General features: G+C 62.2%; 16 protein-coding genes. 3 read left to right on the forward strand and 13 right to left on the reverse strand.

The window, feature by feature from the left end; translation table 11 throughout:
• Window positions 1-96: 96 nt before the first annotated feature.
• From NKI96_RS02785 to NKI96_RS02805, 5 genes are all read right to left on the reverse strand, one after another.
• On the reverse strand, window positions 97-1,554 hold the full coding sequence (locus NKI96_RS02785; protein ID WP_023688556.1) for an NCS1 family nucleobase:cation symporter-1: 1,458 nt from the start codon (window positions 1,552-1,554) through the stop codon (window positions 97-99).
• 201 nt (window positions 1,555-1,755) lie between these two features.
• Window positions 1,756-2,544, reverse strand: a complete 789-nt coding sequence (otsB, locus tag NKI96_RS02790) for a trehalose-phosphatase (protein WP_023702849.1) — start codon at window positions 2,542-2,544, stop codon at window positions 1,756-1,758.
• Window positions 2,541-4,322 carry an alpha,alpha-trehalose-phosphate synthase (UDP-forming) gene (locus tag NKI96_RS02795; RefSeq protein ID WP_352802806.1) on the reverse strand — a complete coding sequence of 594 codons (1,782 nt, stop codon included), beginning with the start codon at window positions 4,320-4,322 and terminating at the stop codon, window positions 2,541-2,543. The genes otsB and NKI96_RS02795 overlap by 4 nt, the downstream gene beginning before the upstream one ends.
• Before the next feature lie 144 nt (window positions 4,323-4,466).
• Window positions 4,467-6,629, reverse strand: a complete 2,163-nt coding sequence (locus NKI96_RS02800) for an amylo-alpha-1,6-glucosidase (RefSeq protein WP_023688553.1) — start codon at window positions 6,627-6,629, stop codon at window positions 4,467-4,469.
• A 43-nt stretch (window positions 6,630-6,672) separates the two neighbouring features.
• The gene (locus NKI96_RS02805) at window positions 6,673-7,734 is read right to left on the reverse strand and encodes a glycosyltransferase family 4 protein (RefSeq protein WP_023672687.1); all 1,062 of its coding nucleotides are present in this window, start codon (window positions 7,732-7,734) and stop codon (window positions 6,673-6,675) included.
• Between NKI96_RS02805 and NKI96_RS32505 the strand changes: the two genes are divergently transcribed.
• Both NKI96_RS32505 and NKI96_RS02815 read left to right on the forward strand, forming a co-directional pair.
• A complete protein-coding gene (locus NKI96_RS32505; RefSeq protein ID WP_373432840.1) occupies window positions 7,720-8,226 on the forward strand; it encodes a DUF982 domain-containing protein in 507 nt (168 codons plus the stop codon). The two genes, NKI96_RS02805 and NKI96_RS32505, sit on opposite strands and share 15 nt — an antisense overlap.
• Before the next feature lie 185 nt (window positions 8,227-8,411).
• On the forward strand, window positions 8,412-8,570 hold the full coding sequence (locus NKI96_RS02815; protein WP_023672685.1) for a hypothetical protein: 159 nt from the start codon (window positions 8,412-8,414) through the stop codon (window positions 8,568-8,570).
• 600 nt (window positions 8,571-9,170) lie between these two features.
• Here the strand turns inward: NKI96_RS02815 and NKI96_RS02820 are convergent.
• The 6 genes from NKI96_RS02820 to NKI96_RS02845 all read right to left on the reverse strand — a co-directional run bounded on the left by NKI96_RS02820 (window position 9,171) and on the right by NKI96_RS02845 (window position 14,372).
• The gene (locus NKI96_RS02820) at window positions 9,171-9,371 is read right to left on the reverse strand and encodes a hypothetical protein (protein ID WP_081727376.1); all 201 of its coding nucleotides are present in this window, start codon (window positions 9,369-9,371) and stop codon (window positions 9,171-9,173) included.
• A 2-nt stretch (window positions 9,372-9,373) separates the two neighbouring features.
• Window positions 9,374-9,559: a hypothetical protein gene (locus NKI96_RS02825; protein WP_023688550.1), complete on the reverse strand. Its 186-nt coding sequence runs from the start codon at window positions 9,557-9,559 to the stop codon at window positions 9,374-9,376.
• Window positions 9,560-10,216: 657 nt separating this feature from the next.
• Complete coding sequence (locus tag NKI96_RS02830; protein WP_023715805.1) at window positions 10,217-11,731, reverse strand: protein adenylyltransferase SelO; 1,515 nt, start codon at window positions 11,729-11,731, stop codon at window positions 10,217-10,219.
• Window positions 11,732-11,974: 243 nt separating this feature from the next.
• Window positions 11,975-13,351, reverse strand: a complete 1,377-nt coding sequence (locus NKI96_RS02835; protein ID WP_352802809.1) for an NAD(P)/FAD-dependent oxidoreductase — start codon at window positions 13,349-13,351, stop codon at window positions 11,975-11,977.
• 30 nt (window positions 13,352-13,381) lie between these two features.
• On the reverse strand, window positions 13,382-14,209 hold the full coding sequence (locus NKI96_RS02840; RefSeq protein WP_352802813.1) for a DUF2243 domain-containing protein: 828 nt from the start codon (window positions 14,207-14,209) through the stop codon (window positions 13,382-13,384).
• Between the two features lies 1 nt (window position 14,210).
• Window positions 14,211-14,372 (reverse strand): hypothetical protein, encoded by a 162-nt coding sequence (locus tag NKI96_RS02845; RefSeq protein WP_352497363.1) that lies wholly within the window; start codon window positions 14,370-14,372, stop codon window positions 14,211-14,213.
• Window positions 14,373-14,520: 148 nt separating this feature from the next.
• On the opposite strand from NKI96_RS02845, the gene ctaD reads away from it, so the two are divergent.
• Window positions 14,521-16,179 carry a cytochrome c oxidase subunit I gene (gene ctaD / locus NKI96_RS02850; protein WP_023693467.1) on the forward strand — a complete coding sequence of 553 codons (1,659 nt, stop codon included), beginning with the start codon at window positions 14,521-14,523 and terminating at the stop codon, window positions 16,177-16,179.
• Between the two features lie 103 nt (window positions 16,180-16,282).
• Here ctaD and sdhD read toward each other — a convergent pair whose 3' ends face one another.
• Together sdhD and NKI96_RS02860 are read right to left on the reverse strand one after the other, a co-directional pair.
• Window positions 16,283-16,672, reverse strand: coding sequence for a succinate dehydrogenase, hydrophobic membrane anchor protein (gene sdhD, locus NKI96_RS02855; protein ID WP_027050929.1), 390 nt, complete (start codon window positions 16,670-16,672; stop codon window positions 16,283-16,285).
• Window positions 16,665-16,919: hypothetical protein (locus NKI96_RS02860; protein ID WP_352802815.1), on the reverse strand; the 255-nt coding region annotated here is incomplete at its 5' end. The genes NKI96_RS02860 and sdhD, both read right to left, overlap by 8 nt.

The following is a 16,919-nucleotide window of genomic DNA, read 5'->3' on the forward strand; positions in this document are numbered from 1 at the left end:
GGAGTAGGGAGTAGGGAGTAGGGAGTAGGGGTATATTATTCCCTACTGACTACTGACTACTGACTACTGACTACTGACTACTCCCTATCTCTCATTTCACGCCTTCGCCGTCCTGGCCCCTGCGCCAAGGGCGGCGGTGCGAAGGACGTAGTAGATGACCCCTGCAATGCCGACGCCGAAGAACCAGCCATAAACGCCCCACCATGCCGGTAGCAGGTTCGTGAAGTTCGGCAGGACCGAGGAGAAGATGGCGCCGATGCCGGCTGCTATGAAGGCGTTGACGTGCCAGCCGCCCTGGAAGCGGAACTCGCCATCTTCGCGGTACAGTGCCTCGACGTCGACCTCGCCCTTCCGGATCAGATAGTAGTCGACCATCATCACCCCGAAGATCGGCCCCATCGTCGCGCCGATGACGTTGACGAAAGATGCGGCACTGCCTTCCCACGGCGCGAAGGGATAGAGCACCAGCGCGATCACAGCTGCGATATAGCCGCCCTTCTTGAAGTCGATCTGCCGGGGAAAGACATTGGAGAAGTCGAAGGCCGGCGAGACGAAGTTTGCCACCACATTGATGCCGAGCGTCGCCACGGCAAAAGTCAGGGCTGCAAGCGCTGCCAGGAACCAGCTGTCGAATTTCGCCGAGATCTGGTCGGGATGCAGAAGCACTTCGCCATACACGTCGAAGGCAGCGATGGTGGTCACGCCGGCGACCAGCGAGAACAGGATGAGATTGATCGGCAGGCCCCAGATGTTGCCCTTGCGCAGCGATGCCTTGTCTGGGGCATAGCGGGCGAAATCGCAGAAATTGAGATAGAGCGCTGAGAAATAGGTGACCCAGATCGCCGCCACCGCAAACAGCGACGTCCAGGAGCCAGGGGTTCCGGGTACGCCGGCATCCTTTGTCTTGTCGAGCAGCACATCCATCGGGATGTCGCTGGTGAAGGCAAATCTCCCGGATTTTACACAGAGATAGATCGCCAGGATCAACATCATCACCCACACCGCCGGTCCGGCCCAATCCTGGAAGCGGCGCACCGTTTCCATGCCGTTCTGGATGATCAGCAATTGCAGTGCCCAGATGACCACAAAACAGATCACTTCCAGACCCGTGTGGCCGAGGAAATGCGTGTTGGCGTTGAAATCGGCGAACCATTGCGAGCGGATCAGCAACGCCACGATCGCGCCCGATGCCGCCGCCGTCTGCGCGCCGTACCAGAAGCAGGCGACGATGGCGCGCACCAGGGCCGGAATGTTGGCGCCCCAGATGCCGAAGGAGGCGCGCGCCAGCACGGGGTAGGGCACGCCGGTCTTCACGCCGGCATAGCCGACCATGTTCATCAGCGCGTAGATGATCAGCGAACCGATGCCGATGGCGATGATGAAATTGACGAAGCCGCCGCAAAACAGGAACAGGCTTGCGGCGAGATAATAGCCCCAGAGGCTGTGGACGTCCGACGTCCAGACGTTGAAGATCGAGAACGGCCCCCAGTTTCGGACTTTGGCCGGAGCCAGATCCTCATTGTATAGATCAGGTGATGCGCCTTGTATGGTCACTGCGATGTCCTCCCCTTGATGCCGCACGCGCCCTCACGCGTCGACTGCGCAGGTTATGCCTGACGCAGGGGAACCGGCAAGCAATCCATTTGCCGGCTTTGGCCTTAAAGATATTCAATGAGAACAGCGCTTATCGATCGGCTTTTGGCGAAGGTCGGCGCAAACGCGGCGTATCTTGATTCGATCCGCAGGCGGCAGCGATCAGGACGCTTTGCGGTTGAGAGCCGGTGATGCGTCGAAATTGGCGGCAAGCCAAGCTATCGCGCAGGTGACATCATCGAGCCTGTATTGGGCCACGGTCGGCCCACGCGGCTTGACCCGGATCGAGATGCCGCCGGCCTCGTTGATCGCCTCGAAACCGTTTTCGTCGGCGGTGTCGTCGCCGAGAAAGACCGGCCGCCGTCCGGCAAAGGGCGGGATTGCCATGAAACGCCGCACGGCAGCGCCCTTGGCGGCTTCGAGCGGCATGAGTTCGACGCCGGCATTGCCCGGGATAACCCGATAGCCCTTGGGAAGCTCGGTCAAAGCCTGTTCGACAAGATGCGTTGCCCTGGCCAGCAGATGCGGCGCCGCACGCGTATGGATGGCGAGGATCGGACCCTTGCGCTCGATATGAACAAGGCCGTCATCGAGTTCGGCCTCGATGGCGTCGGCAAGGGCAGCGATATCGGCGGGAGCATCCGCGGTAACGACCGGGCCGTCCGGCGTCAGCCGGTGTTCCAGCCCATAGAGACCGGCAACACGCAGCTTCAACGGATGAAACAGGCGGTCGGCGCCCTCGACCGAGCGGCCGGTGATAAAGGCGACGGCGCCGTCCAGCCGTTTGTCGACGGCGCCGAGGAGGTTGCGCAGTTCGTCGCTCACGGACACGGCGTCGGGGTGCGCGGCGTGCTCCAGCAACGTGCCGTCGATGTCGAGGAAAAGCGCCCATTGACCTTCCGGCAGGTCGGGTGCGGTTGGCAGGCCCGGTGCTTTCGACAGGCTATTCATGACGCCACCTTCCGCATGCGGTCGAACAGTGAGACGATGTTGCTGCCGGTGTTTGCGGGCCGCTCGGCGACACTTGTCGCTCTTTCGAGGTCGCCGCGTTTGCGCAGGCGCGCCGCATCGAGCAGCATGCTGCCGGCCCAGCGAAAGACATTGTTGTCGCGCACTATTTCGCGCATCGGGCGCATGCGCTCGCGTTGTTCGTCCGGTGACATGGTCAGCGCCTGCAGCAGCACCTGGCTCATCATCGCCGCGTCGTAAGGATTGACGATCAGTGCTTCCAGCAGTTCGCGCGACGCGCCGGCAAACGTGCTGAGCAACAGCACGCCCTGTTCGTCGTCACGCGCGGCGACGAATTCCTTGGCTACGAGGTTCATGCCGTCATGCAGGCTGGTGACCATGCAGATGTCGGCGGCGCGATAGATCTCATAGACCTGTTGCTGCGAATGGTGCTCAGCCACCATGACCACGGGCTTGTACCCGTCATGACCGTAGCGCTGGTTGAGTTCGTTGGCATAGCGCATGCATTCATCGTGCAGTTGCTGGTAGGCCGGCAGCGTGCCGCGGCTTGGGGCAGCAATCTGCAGGAACACTACCTTGCCGATCCACTCGGGGTGGCGCGTAAACAATTCGTCCAGCGCATGGAAGCGGTCGAGGATGCCCTTGGTGTAGTCCAGGCGCTCGACGCCGACGCACAGCTTGACGTCCGCCGACAGGCCGAACCGCTCACGCAGGCGGGCGCGGCTTTCCTCGACCGGTGGCAGTTTGGCCAGGAGTTCGGCCGGCCATTCGATGGAGATGGGATAGGCGTGCACCAGGGTCGTCCGCCCGCCATACGAGATCGCGGCGTCGGCGCGCTCGATGCGGCTTTCCAGGAACCGGTCTACGCTTTCAGTGAAATTATTGGCATGAAACTGGGTGTGAAAGCCGATGATCGAGCTCCCGAGCAGTCCATCAAGAACGCGTTCGCGCCATGGGCAGATGCTGAACACTTCGGAGTTCGGCCACGGGATGTGCCAGAAGGTGATGATGATCGCCTCCGGCAGGCGCTCGCGGATCATGCGCGGCAGGAGCGCGAAATGGTAATCCTGAACCAGCACGATCGGCCGCTCATTGCGCGCCTCGGCAACCACCATATCGGCGAATTTGCGGTTGACGGCCTCATAGGCCTCCCAGTCCGAGGCACGGAAGACCGGCCGGGTGAAGGCGATATGGCAGAGCGGCCAAAGCCCTTCATTGGCAAAGCCGAGATAGTAGCCCTGATATTCGTCGTCGCTCAGCCACACGCGGCGCAGCGTATACGACGGATTGTCCGGCGGCACCTGAACCCGATCGTTGCTATCGACCGTCAGACGATCCGCCGTTCCGCCGCCATAGGCGATCCAGGTGCCGCTGCAGGCGCGGGTGATAGGCTCAAGCGCCGACACCAGGCCGCTGGCCGGCACCAGAAGCTCGACGCCGTCGTCCTTGATGTTGTGGATATAGGGTTCTCGGTTCGAGACGACGATGACCTGCGCGTCCGGCAGGTCGTCGGCAAGTATCTTACGCAAGGTGTCGGGCGACCAGTTCACCAGCGCCGCGTCGGGAGATTGTCCATTCTTCTCGAACTCCCGCAAAACCTTGCGCGTCGCTTCCGATGCGACGTCCTCGCCGGCAGTCGGTGCAACCGTCAAGCTATGGCTACGACGTTGCCTGGAGATCGATAACAGAACGGCTAGAATCGAAAGGCCAAGGCTTGCAAGGATCAAGACCCAGAGCAGGGCCATGCCATAATCAGTCATTCCAATTCCAACTCAATTTTGGCCGTCAGGGCCTTTTTCTTCATGGTTCCATTTGAGTGTTCGCAGCCGACGATCGCCCGTGAGAACCTGTGTTTTTCGCAACGCACAAACCCTGGGTTCGGTTCCCGTTGAAGGCCGTTCAGATCATGTCCGCACGATCAGCGGAACCAGCCCTTCATGGCGGTCGGCGAGAAAGGCGACGACGCGGTCGCCGACGCGCTGGAAGGTAAGATCGACCCTCTTTTCGCCGACACCCAGATGCCTGAGCGTCAGCGTATCGATGCCGATCGGCAAACGGGGTCGAGTGACGTGGATTTCGCCGTTCCAGCCGTCGATTTCCAGACCGAGGCACGCCTGCATCAGCATGAAGGCCGAGCCTGCCGACCACGCTTGCGGCAGGCAGGCGACGGGGTAGGCGATCGGCGCTTCGCCCGGCGAGCGGGTGAAACCGCAGAACAGTTCCGGCAGTCGCATGTTGAAATGCACTGCCGATTCGAACGTACCGCTCATCAGCCGCACCACGCTGTCACGCTCGCCGAACCGCGCCAGGCCGGCGCCGCACATCGCCGTGTCATGCGGCCAGATGGAACCATTGTGGTACGACATCGGGTTGAACAGCACAGCGTCGTCGGAAAGCGTTCGCACCCCCCAGCCGGAGTGGAAGGAAGCCGAAAGCAACTGGTCGGCGACCATCTTAGCCCGCGCCGGTTCGGGCAGGCCGACATAGAGCAGGTGTCCGGCATTCGAGGTGCGCACCTTGCACGGCTCTCCGGCGCCGTCGATCGCCAGCGCATAGAAGCCGAGATCGTCCAGCCAGAAATCACGCTCGACGGCGATCCGCATCTCTTCGGCGCGATTTTCCCAGTGCTCGGCCTGCGCGAACTCGCCCCGGCGGCGGGCGAGAGCGGCAAGGCCCCTGAAGGCGGCGAAGACATAACCCTGCACTTCGACCAGCGCGATCGGCCCCTTGGGAATGCGCCCGTCGGCGTGGAAGACGGAGTCGAAGCTGTCCTTCCAGCCCTGGTTCGCAAGGCCGGATTCGGCAGCCCGCTGATAGGTGACGAAGCCGGTTGCGCGGCTCGCCTCTTCCGTCCACTTGGCGGCGGCGCAGAGAGACGGCCACAGGCTGGCGATGAAGTCCATGTCGCCGGTGCGTTCGGCATAGGCGCAGGCGAGGTGGATGTAGAGCGGCGTGGTATCGACGCCGCCATAGTAGCGGCCGAAAGGCAGTTCCTGCAGCGCCACCATCTCGCCCTTGCGCGTCTCGTGCATGATCTTGCCGGGCTGCGAGTCGCTGAAAGGCGATGTCTCGGTCGCCTGGTGCTGGGCGAGGAAGGCAAGCACGCCGCGCGCCAGGCCGGGGTTGAGCCATAGCATCTGCAGCGCCGAGATGACGCCGTCACGGCCGAAGGCCGTCGAAAACCAGGGGATGCCGGCATAGGGGTAGGGGCCGGTCGACAACTCGGTGGTCAGCAAGGCGACATCCGCGCGGGCGCGTTCGACCCAATCGTTGAAGACGCGACCCGAACTGTGCACCGTCGCGCCATGGCGGCGCTTGGCCCGCATGCCGAAACGGGCGCGCGCCGCGGCCGCCCGGAAGCGGTCGCGGTCGGGCGTTTCGGTCAGTTCCGCGCCGACCTCGACGTAAAGCATCTTGCTGCTGCGCTTGGTCACTGCGATGAGGAAATCCGCGCGCTCGGCGCTCAACTGGTCTGGCGGCTGCGAGAACGAGATCGCCGACACCCGCGCCAGCCCGTCCAGTCCGTCATAGCGCAGCAGCACCGAGGCAGGCTCGATCTCCGCTGCATGCGCCATTCCGCGCTTCGGCCGGGTCGAACCGCGGACCTCGAACATGTCCCGGAAATCGGCGGCAAAATGCAGCGAGACGCGGATTGCCGAATGCTCCTGGCTGTAGTTGGAAAGGGTGATGCGCTCGAACAGCCGGTCCTGCCACAACAGCCTGACGCGCTCGATATGGATGGCGCCCTGCGGGATGTCGCGGCCACCGACGCTTTGCATCGGCAAATTGGTCATATTGCTGGTGAACAGCACATTGTCCTGGCTGAGGGAGGCGCCGAGCAGCGATGTCTGCCGGCCGCCGACGGTGAGCCTGAACTCCGACAGCACCCGGGTGTCGTCACGGAAGAAACCGTCGCCCGCACCCCTGATATCGCCGTAGGCATCGGCCACGGCAAAACAGTCGCCTTGCTTTAGGGCAAACAGCCGGTGCGGCTCGCGCGGCGCGGTTTCGTCCAGGGAGGCAAGGGCCACGGCAGGGTCGAGCTTGCGCTCGTCAAGTTCGGTCATCAGTCACAAATCTCTGTTTCGGGCTCGGAACGTCCGCCGTCGTTCACGACGCTTTCGATTCAGCCGGGGCGCCGATGAGACGCGCATAGGCAGTGAGATAGTCGCGCGCCATCCTGTTGGCGGAGAACCGACTTTCGAAGACGGCGCGCACCTTTCGCCGGTCGAGTTGCAGCAAGGCCGGCACCGCGGCGACCGCGGCGTCGAGAGAATCGACGACAAATCCGGTAACGCCATGGTCGATGACTTCCGGCAACGCACCGCAGTTCCAGCCGATGGTTGGCGTACCGCACGCCATCGCCTCGATCGCGGCAAGGCCGAACGGCTCGGGCCAGTCTATCGGAAACAGCAGACCAGCGGCATTGCCGAGGAATTCAGTCTTCTCACTCTCGGCGATCTCGCCGACATAGTCGATGCGGTCGCCATCGATCAACGGCTCGATCGTCTCATGGAAATAGGCGCGATCATCGTCGCCGATCTTGGCCGCCAGCTTGAGTTTCATGCCCGAGCGCAAGGCGATGTCGATGGCCCGGTCCGGCCGCTTGTCGCGCGAAAGCCGGCCGAGAAAGGCGAGGTATGGTTCGCCTGCCGCCGTCTCGAAGGTCGGCTGATAGAGACCCGTCGGCAGCCCGTGATGGATGGTGGCCAGCCAATTGGCATTCGCAAGCCCGGTCTTCTGGCTATGCGAGATCGAGATCAGCGGAAAGCGCGGAAAACGCTCATAGGCTGGCGCCAGATCGACATAATCGAGCCGGCCATGAGGCGTTGTCACCGTCTTGTCCGGCATGGTCTCGAAGAACGAGAAATGCAGGAAATGGCTGAGATGAAAATGAATGATATCAAAGTCGTGGGCTCGGTTCCTCACATCGGCAAGCATCGCAAGATGCGCCGCCGTGTCCGATTTCAGTGGACGCGGATCGAGGCGTAGCGCGCGTTCGCGACCTGGTATCAGTCTGGCCGACGTCCGGCTGTCGCCGCTGGCGAACAGCGTCACCTCATGGCCGAGTTCGACCAGCCCTTCGGTCAGATAGGAAACGATGCGCTCGGTGCCGCCATAGAGAAGGGGTGGCACCGATTCGTGCAAAGGGGCGACATGGGCTATGCGCATGGTTTGAACGTGTCCCTCAAGGCAATCACGAGAGCGAAATGCATCAGCCGGCCTAACGTTCCGGACAAAAGCGGGCGTCGGCAACCCAAGCCCACCAGCGCAGATTTTTTTGCAATAAGCGGAACAAACGCGCCATCCGCGAATTTAGTAGGGTTGGTTCGCGCTGCGGCCGACCAGGGAGAGAACAAAATGGACCGCTTGCATTTCTTTACGCCCGTGCGCATTGCGCGCGGGCAGGGACACCCCGTCGAGGAAGTCGATAGCGTTGCCGAAGCGATGGTCTTTTTGCAGAAATGGCCATTGGGACGGCGTGGGCCTGTGTATCAGTGCGCCGTGAATTGCTGCTCCGCGGCCCTGTCGGGCAGAATGTCGGCCGAAGCAGCCAGGAAGGCGTTTACGGGCTTTGCCCGCATCACCCGGCTGCTCGATGATGACATGGCCCTGCCGATGGGCGGCGAAAGCATGGCGGAAGTCCACGCGCTGAGGCGCTAGGCGCCGGTCCAGCCATTTGGCTATTGAACACCCGGGCTTTGGCGGCGCGGGCATCATCTTTTCCGCACCGGAGTATTCCGGCGCGGCCCTTCACCTCATGGGCCACATTGTGCTTTCATGCGGCGTTTCGCATGACCGGTGGGTGACGACCATCCACGGGCGGCCCGAACGTGGAGGGGTAGACAATGCCGAGACTGATCCTGGGAACACTCGGCGCTATCGTCATCGCCCTCATCTGGGCGGTCTTTGCCAGTTTGATGGGCGCGCCATCGATCGTGATCACGGTCGGCGCGGTCGCCATTGGGGCCGGCGTCTACACCTACGTCGACCGACGCTCGACTTGACGCGTCCCCGGTCTGCCGCGCGCTCGACCAATTGCACGCCGGTGTTTGACGCGCGCGGCAGTCGCGGCGGGCATTCTTCAAAGATGAGCTTGCTGGCCGCATAGAGAGCCAAGACGCAGACAGGGCGCCACACGTCGGACCGGGCTCCGCGAGAACTTGGGAGAGATCGTCAAAGATCTTTCAATCCGGCCAATGTAGATCGAAACGGCGAATCCGTGGATTTCCGGTGGAACATCGTCGCCTCGAAACACTTCGGGCGTTGCACTGCCCCATCAGTGCACGTTCCCTTGTTCTGTTGGAACTGGCCGGCTGCCGAAAGGTGGCCGGCTTTTTTGTATATTAGCGGAACCTGAAATTACGGGGCTTGTTCTGCATGCGGCAGCGAGCCCCTCGCTGCTGGTCGAGGGCCGTAACCCTTGGCCGGGCCCGCATCGCTCCGCCAGTGGTGCGGGCCCACGGCCTCCGGTTTTTCCGGGCGTCTCGACTCGCTGATCCTCACCCTGGTCCGGCTATGCATGTCACTCAAAAAAAGGCTCGGTTGTGAGACAATGACATGCACACGCGGCGCGCTTTAGCACAATCATTCACAAAGCCGTGGGTTCAACTGTTGCTACCCTTCTTGGCTGGATTGTGCGAATGATGACTGTCCTTTTCACCGCCACCCCCTGAAACTCGGCTTTTGGATCGACGGTCTTCATCCGCCGGGGGTTTGTTGACCCGCAGGGGTTTTCTGGCGTTCTCGTGCGATGCGCCTGGCCCGCCCTGCCGGATCGTGTTCGGGTGTTTCTTCGATGTGGACATGATCACCGATCCTGCTGACGGCCCTGATGAGTGGTGTTGACCTTGGTGTTGGCTTGCTGCCCTTGGCGCTCCGGATCCGGCGCTCCGTGAGTGCCGTGCTGGGCATCATCGTGGCTAACCTGTCGCCCTTCTCCTCGACCCTTCTGGCTCTGGTTCTCAGGCGGCACGGGCGGCATTTTGCTCGACATCTGCATCTCCTTGGGTTGGTCTCGTGACTCGAAACCGTGATCGTGGGGGGAAGTTCCGTCTGCTTCGTCAGCACCTGTGATTTCGGTGCCGACGGAATCTGATTCCCAACGCGGATTTCAACGAACGGCAGCGGCCTGCCCGCGTCGCCCCGCCAGTGGTGCGGGCCTGCAATATAAATCCTAAGCCTGGGCTGCTATCGCAGTTTATTGCGAGCTTCCGGCGACTTGCGTAGCGGGCTGCAGTGGCTTTCAGGAGAGCAGCGTGTTGTACCCGGTCAATTGGAGCGACCGAAATACAGTGCTTGACCACGTTGCTGACATGATCGGTGACGAGCGCGGTGTCGCGCCTGGATCGCGGCAGCAGCCTCTGGTCCGATCTGCCTGCAGCTGATGGCAGCTAAAACGACGTCAAAAGACCTAAGCCTCTTTGATCGCCCTCGCTGCTCGCACGAGCGATGACCAGTCAGCTCCCATGGCTGAGACAAGGTCTCGAGCATCTTCGTCTGATATTCCGGTACGGTCTACGAGCTTCCGTGCCAGCAATTCGAATGCCAATTCTATGATCGTCATAGCTCAGCCCCTACGAGAGTGCCCGTGACGATAGCTTGCAAATGGGTCTTCCGCATTTGCACATGTTAAGCGACCATCACGAATGTCTCATGTACCGCAGAATGTCTGCAGGACGCGCTCATCCGGGCGTGGCGGCTCAGCATAGCGTTCCATTCCCGGCTGCTCATCGAAGGGACGGCTGACGACCGCCAGGATCTCCTCGAACGGTGTGAAGTCGCCGCCCAACGCCGCCTGGATCATCGCCTCGATGCGATGATTGCGGGGGATGAATTTGGGATTGACGGATTGCATGGCTGCCCGGCGCGTGGCCGTGTCGGCTGCTTCGCTTGCAATGCGCTGGCGCCACCGCGCCGACCAGGCATCGAATGAGCCTGGATCCTTAAACAACTGCCGCGCCGTGCCTTGGCCGTCCGCAGCGTCGAGGTCATCGCCCAGGCGCCGAAAGCCGAGCGTAAAGTCCGCTTCGCCGTGAGCCAGCACGTCCAGAAAGTCGGCAGCGAGCTGCAAGTCGCCTTCCGCTTCGGTCAGCAGTCCGAGTTTTCTGCGGAAGCCGCGCTGCAACACAGCCTCATAGGAGGCCTGGAACGACCTCAGCACCTCTTCCGCTTCAGACACTGCTTCATTCTCGTCCGTGCTCATGAGCGGCAGCAGGGTCTCGGCATAGCGCGCAAGGTTCCATGTGGCGACACGAGGCTGGTTGGCATAGGCATAGCGACCGGCGCGGTCTATCGAACTGAACACCGCGCCGGGGTCGTAAGCGTCCATGAAGGCGCATGGGCCATAGTCGATCGTCTCGCCCGAGATCGACATGTTGTCGGTGTTCATGACGCCATGGATGAAGCCGACCAGCATCCAGCGCGCCACCAGGTCCGCCTGTGCGGCGACAACGGCCTCCAGCAAAGCCCGGTACGGCCGTGCTTCCCCCGCCAGCTGTGGGAAGTGACGCTGAATGGCATAGTTGGCCAATATCTTGAGCGCCTCGGTGTCGTGGCGCGCGGCGAAATATTGGAACGTGCCGATCCTGATATGACTTGCCGCCACCCGTGTCAGGACGGCGCCGGGCAGCCGGACCTCGCGATAGACCGGGTCGCCGGTGAGCACCGCCGCAAGGCTTCGCGTCGTCGGAATGCCGAGCGCCGCCATCGCTTCGCTGACGACATATTCGCGCAGGACAGGGCCGAGTGCGGCGCGGCCGTCACCGTTGCGCGAGAACCGCGTTGGTCCCGATCCCTTCAGCTGGATGTCACGGCGAATGCCGTTGACGTCCACCACTTCGCCAAGAAGCAGAGCGCGCCCGTCGCCAAGCTGAGGCACGAAGTTTCCGAACTGGTGGCCCGCATAAGCCAGGGCGATTGCCTGCAAGCCTTCCGGAAATCTGTTGCCGGCAAGCATCGCCACTCCATCCGGGCTGGTAAGCTGGTCGGCATCGAGCCCGAGTTCCTCCGCGAGGGGCCGGTTGAACCGGATCAGCCGCGGTTCGGATACCGGCTTCGGATCTGTTTGCGAGAAGAAGCGCTCCGGCAATTGCCCATAGCTGTTGCTCAGGGCGGGAAGCCCCGTCTGAATGACCGGGGGTTGTTCAGCAGTCGCAGGTGACGTCATGACAAGCTGTCTCTGAAGAGGAGGGTTCAACAGCTCCCGTTTCGAGGAGCCTGTGTTCATTTGAGCATATAGGGACGCAACGCCGCTGGTGCCATCCGGATCCCATCAGGCCGGCACCGGATACAAGCTGGGAACCACCCGCCTCGATTTTCGAGGTTCAGGCTGCCGTGGGACGACGGGCCGTGGCGGAATCCAGAGATGACCCCCGCATCGCCACTGTCTCCGAACTGAGCACCCGGCAATCTAGTCAGTGCGGGCGTGCAATGCCGGGGCGGCGTCTGCCTTGGTTGGCAGCGGCTCTCTCGGGGCCGCTCCCGGCGATGATTTCGAACCCGGTTCGACTCGCTCCTCGGCGATGAGCCGGGCGCCACGCTCATAGGTCAGGTAGCGCCAGAGCCACTGGATCGAGACCTGAACGCGGTGCTGAAAACCGACGAGCAGGTAGACATGGATGAGCGCCCAGGCAGACCAGGCGAACCGGCCTTTCAGTTTCAGCCTACCCGATTCGAACACGGCAGCGTGGCGGCCGACAATGGCCGTGTTGCCTCGATTGCTGAAGACAAAAGCGGGCAGCGTATCGCCAGCATCTATCCGGCGTGCCAGTGCCTTGCCGAGGTGCTCGCCCTGCTGCTTGGCGACCTGGGCAAGACCCGGCAATGGCTGGCCGTTCCCATCGAGGACCAGTGCGACGTCGCCAAGCGCGAAGACATCGGGATGGCCGACGACCTGCAGGTCGGATTCGACCTTCACCCGACCGCCGCGGTCGAGCCCGACACCAAGCTGGGCGACCAGCGGAGAAGCCGCCACCCCGGCGGCCCAGAGCGTCAAGGCCACCGGGATCACCTGGCCGCCGACGGTGATCTGATGCGCTTCGATCGCCTCGACCCGGTTGCCGAGCGCGACCTCGACGCCCAGGCTTTCAAGGCGCAGACGTGCATATCTGGAAAGCTCCGGGGCGAATCCGGCGAGCAGACGCTCGCCGGCTTCTACCAGTATGATCCTTGTCTTCTCGGGCCGGATGTTGCGGAAGTCGCGCGCCAGTGTGTGCCGGCTGAGTTCGGCGATCGAGCCCGCCAGTTCGACACCGGTCGGGCCGCCGCCGATAATGGCGATCGTCATCAGCCGGGATTGCTCGACTGGATCGGTGGTCCGTTCCGCGTGCTCGAACGATAGCAGCAGCCGTGACCGGATCGTGCGCGCGTCCTCGATGGTCTTCAAACCGGGACAGACCCGAGCCCAGCTCTCCTGGCCGAAATAGAATGGCTGCGAACCAGTGGCCAAGACCAGGATGTCGTAGGGGACCGTGGTCCCATCGGCCAGCACCAGTATCCTGGCCTCGGTGCCGATCTCGGTGACATCGCCGAAGAGGACCTGAACCGAGGGATAGCGGCCCAGGATCTTGCGGATGGGCTCGGCGATGTCAGGCGCCGACAAGGCGGCGGTTGCAACCTGATAGAGCAAGGGCTGGAACAGGTGGTGATTGTGGCGGTCGATGATCGTCACCCCGATTTCCGCCTTGCCGAGCGCCTTGGCAACCTCCAGACCGGCAAAGCCTCCGCCGACCACGACGATGCGCGGTGTCAGGCTCCGGCCGTGGCTGCTCTCGGTGGCGAATCGCATGCTTGATACTCCCCTATCCCTGTCCGGAAGTCATAGCCTGGCAGGAGTGCCTCGCTGCTGGCTGGAGCTACTGCTCATTCCGGCGGCATCGGTCCAGGCGAGGCATCCGGCAATGACAGGCGTCGTGCTGACCACAAGGGCGCCGCGCGCGTGAAGGGATACCAACCCGCGCCACGAGACGCGGTCGACCGCCCAGATGGTGCCGCTGGCGTCGACCCATTTGAGATGGGCGTCGGCGACTTCGACGGCCCGCATCATCGCCGCCGGTTCCATCCCGGCCCGAAAGACGATGATGGAATTGGCGGCACCGTTGAAGAACGGGCCGGCGCCGGCTGCCAATCCCGCGAGCAGGACGATGCTGGTAAGCGCTGCCGAAGCACCGCGTGCCGGTCCGCCGCGGTTGGGCAGCACCAGCACCAACACAAGCGGCACGATGCCGAAGATGACCAGCCACGCAATATCCCAGGCGAGCGGCAAGTCGCTGTTCATCTTGATCCGGTGCAGACCCAGCAGCCAGTGAAACACGACGGCATCGACGATATGCCAGACGCCGAACCCGGCGAAGGCGAGCCGCAGGATCTCCGTGGTGCTCCCGGGCCGCGCGCCGGCCGCCCTCGCGGCCACCAGCAGCACCGTGCCGGCGACGGCGAGCACATACATGAAAAGATGGAAGAGGCCGTCGGCCATGATCTGGAAGCGCAGGTCGGAACCCACCGGATCGGCGACGCCCGAGAGAAGATGATGCCATTGCAGGATCTGATGCAGGACGATGCCGTCGAAGAAACCGCCGAGCGCGAAGCCGAGCAGCAGCCAGCCGGCTCGCGTTCTCGGGTCGAGTGTCGCGGTGATCGCGTCCATGTCAGGACCACCGGCTCCAGGCCGGGGCGTTCAGTTCCCTGGGCACCGACATGTCCGGCGGCGTGGGGTCATGGAGACCATGACGCGCCTCGAGCCAGAAGGCGGATATCAGCCCACCAACCACCGTCGTCAGAACCAGTGTCGCAGCAATTATCGCCAGCATGGACGTCGATCCTCAGCCGCGCAGGGTCGGCCGCGCGGAACCTAACCGCGGCTTCCCTGGAATGTTCCTACCGCCGGTTCGGTGGAGGGAACAATCAAGTTCCAGCACGGTTCGATGCTGGCGAGGGACGGCTCAAGCGGAGAAGGCCATGAACGAATATACGGCGGCAGATCCGGACGGTCTCGACAGCCACCAGCCGACCGGCATCACCCGATGGCTGTTTTCGACCAACCACAAGGACATCGGCACACTCTATCTGGTCTTCGCTTTCATCGCGGGGGTGATCGGCATGCTCTTGTCGGTGAGCATGCGAATCGAGCTGCAGCAACCCGGGATCCAGTTTTTCCCCGGACTGGCGTCGATGATCTACGGTTACCAGGGCGACGCGGCGATCGACGCCGGCAAGCAGCTTTACAACGTCTTCACCACGGCCCACGCGCTGATCATGATCTTCTACACTGTGATGCCCGCCCTGATCGGCGGCTTCGCCAACTGGATGGTTCCGATCATGATCGGCGCCCCCGACATGGCCTTCCCGCGCATGAACAACATCTCGTTCTGGCTGCTGCCGCCGGCATTGATGTTGCTTTTGTTGTCGATCTTCATGCCCAGCGTCCCCGGCGGCTATGGCCCTGGGACCGGCTGGTTCCTGTACCCGCCGCTGTCGACCTCCGGCCATCCCGGTCCCGCCGTGGATCTGGTCATACTGTCTCTGCACATTGCGGGCGCCTCCTCGATCCTGGGAGCCATCAACTTCATCACCACCATCTTCAACATGCGCGCGCCGGGGATGACCCTGCACAAGATGCCCCTGTTTGTGTGGTCGATCCTCATCACCGCCTTCCTGCTGCTGCTGGCTCTGCCGGTGCTGGCCGGCGCCATCACCATGCTCCTGACCGACCGCAATTTCGGAACCACGTTCTTCGCGCCGGACGGCGGAGGCGACCCGCTGCTGTACCAGCATCTCTTCTGGTTCTTCGGCCACCCGGAAGTCTACATCATGATCCTGCCGGCGTTCGGCATCGTCAGCCAGGTGATCTCGACCTTCTCGCGAAAGCCGATCTTCGGGTATCTCGGGATGGTCTACGCAATCGTGGCGATCGGGGTGATCGGCTTCGTCGTCTGGGCCCACCATATGTACACCAGCGGGATAGGCCTCGACACGCAGCGCTACTTCACCTTCGCCACGATGGTGATCGCAGTGCCGACCGGGATAAAAGTGTTCTCCTGGATTGCAACCATGTGGGGCGGTTCGGTCAGCCTGCGGACGCCGATGCTCTGGGCCCTCGGCTTCATATTCCTGTTCACCGTAGGCGGGGTGACGGGCGTTCAACTCGCAAATGCCGGCCTCGACCGTGAACTGCACGACACATACTTCGTCGTCGCGCATTTCCACTACATACTTTCACTGGGAGCGATCTTCGGCATCTTCGCGGGCTGGTATTACTGGTTTCCGAAAATGACGGGATATCTCTACAATCCGCTTCTGGCTGGGGTCCATTTCTGGACGACCTTCGTCGGCGTGAACCTCGTCTTCTTCCCCCATCACTTCCTTGGATTGGCGGGCATGCCGCGTCGCTATGTCGACTATCCCGACGCATTCGCCGGCTGGAACATGGTGTCCTCGTATGGATCGTACCTGTCGGCCGCGAGTGTCGTGATTTTCCTCTTCGGCATCTTGGAAGCTTTCTACCGGCAAAGAGCCGCCGGCATGAACCCATGGGGGCCAGGAGCTACCACATTGGAGTGGGAGCTGACCTCTCCACCCCCTTTCCATCAATGGGACAGGCTGCCGCAAATCAGATGAGGCCGGGTTGTCGAACTCCTTTGCGCAAGCCAGCCCGGTTCGCCGCTGAGGCGAACTTCAGCCTGCCGGTGGCAGACGTTGGCTGCAGCTGAGAACCGGATCGCTATCTGAAGCTGATTAACAGCACAGCGAACAAGCTTGCGAGCGCGACTGCCCAGCAGAATAACCAATTGGCGATCAGAAGAAGCGATTTGAGCACGGTGGCATGGCAGTAATCTTCGATGATCGATTGCATTCCAAGCCGCATGTGAACGCAGCTTACGAGAATGAAGCCAATAAGGGCTGGCGCGACATAGATCGATCCTACGACGCTGAGGACGGCGTCTCGAGGCTCACCGACCAGCATTATAACGACCGCGACGATGTAAATGACAAGGATCAACAGGGCAGCAGATGTCAGCCGCTCCAGCATGAACGTTTCGGTTCCGTGTTTCGCCGATCCAAGGCCCCGCACTCGAGCTAGCGGAGTTCTGATTGAGGGTCTGTCAGCCATGGCGTTTCCCCAAAATTACTTGGTTGCCTTGCGCGCAACTCAAGCTGTTGCTGTTTCGATGCGGTAGTGTGCTGAGAGTTCTGCAAATTCGCTGAGAGGGGGCGGTCATGGCAGGCTGGTGATTGTTCACGTCACCTGATTCCCGCGAAGGAACGCCACCATGACCAAGACTGAAGTTAAGACCGCCAGCGCTGCCGTCAAAGACATTTTGCTTTCGAACCCGGATGGATTGCACGAAGTGCTCCGT

It is taken from the genome of Mesorhizobium sp. M0292, from assembly GCF_040321695.1.
In the GTDB taxonomy this organism is placed as follows: Bacteria; Pseudomonadota; Alphaproteobacteria; order Rhizobiales; family Rhizobiaceae; genus Mesorhizobium.

Coding starts and splice junctions, on each gene's coding strand:
- NKI96_RS02840 (WP_352802813.1), bottom strand. CDS start 14,209: ATGGACGCGATCACCGCGACACTCGACCCGAGAACGCGAGCCGGCTGG.
- ctaD (WP_023693467.1), top strand. CDS start 14,521: ATGAACGAATATACGGCGGCAGATCCGGACGGTCTCGACAGCCACCAG.
- NKI96_RS02820 (WP_081727376.1), bottom strand. CDS start 9,371: ATGTCCACATCGAAGAAACACCCGAACACGATCCGGCAGGGCGGGCCA.
- NKI96_RS02825 (WP_023688550.1), bottom strand. CDS start 9,559: ATGTCGAGCAAAATGCCGCCCGTGCCGCCTGAGAACCAGAGCCAGAAG.
- NKI96_RS02800 (WP_023688553.1), bottom strand. CDS start 6,629: ATGACCGAACTTGACGAGCGCAAGCTCGACCCTGCCGTGGCCCTTGCC.
- NKI96_RS32505 (WP_373432840.1), top strand. CDS start 7,720: ATGGGCTATGCGCATGGTTTGAACGTGTCCCTCAAGGCAATCACGAGA.
- NKI96_RS02805 (WP_023672687.1), bottom strand. CDS start 7,734: ATGCGCATAGCCCATGTCGCCCCTTTGCACGAATCGGTGCCACCCCTT.
- NKI96_RS02835 (WP_352802809.1), bottom strand. CDS start 13,351: ATGCGATTCGCCACCGAGAGCAGCCACGGCCGGAGCCTGACACCGCGC.
- NKI96_RS02830 (WP_023715805.1), bottom strand. CDS start 11,731: ATGACGTCACCTGCGACTGCTGAACAACCCCCGGTCATTCAGACGGGG.
- sdhD (WP_027050929.1), bottom strand. CDS start 16,672: ATGGCTGACAGACCCTCAATCAGAACTCCGCTAGCTCGAGTGCGGGGC.
- NKI96_RS02815 (WP_023672685.1), top strand. CDS start 8,412: ATGCCGAGACTGATCCTGGGAACACTCGGCGCTATCGTCATCGCCCTC.
- NKI96_RS02795 (WP_352802806.1), bottom strand. CDS start 4,322: ATGACTGATTATGGCATGGCCCTGCTCTGGGTCTTGATCCTTGCAAGC.
- otsB (WP_023702849.1), bottom strand. CDS start 2,544: ATGAATAGCCTGTCGAAAGCACCGGGCCTGCCAACCGCACCCGACCTG.
- NKI96_RS02845 (WP_352497363.1), bottom strand. CDS start 14,372: ATGCTGGCGATAATTGCTGCGACACTGGTTCTGACGACGGTGGTTGGT.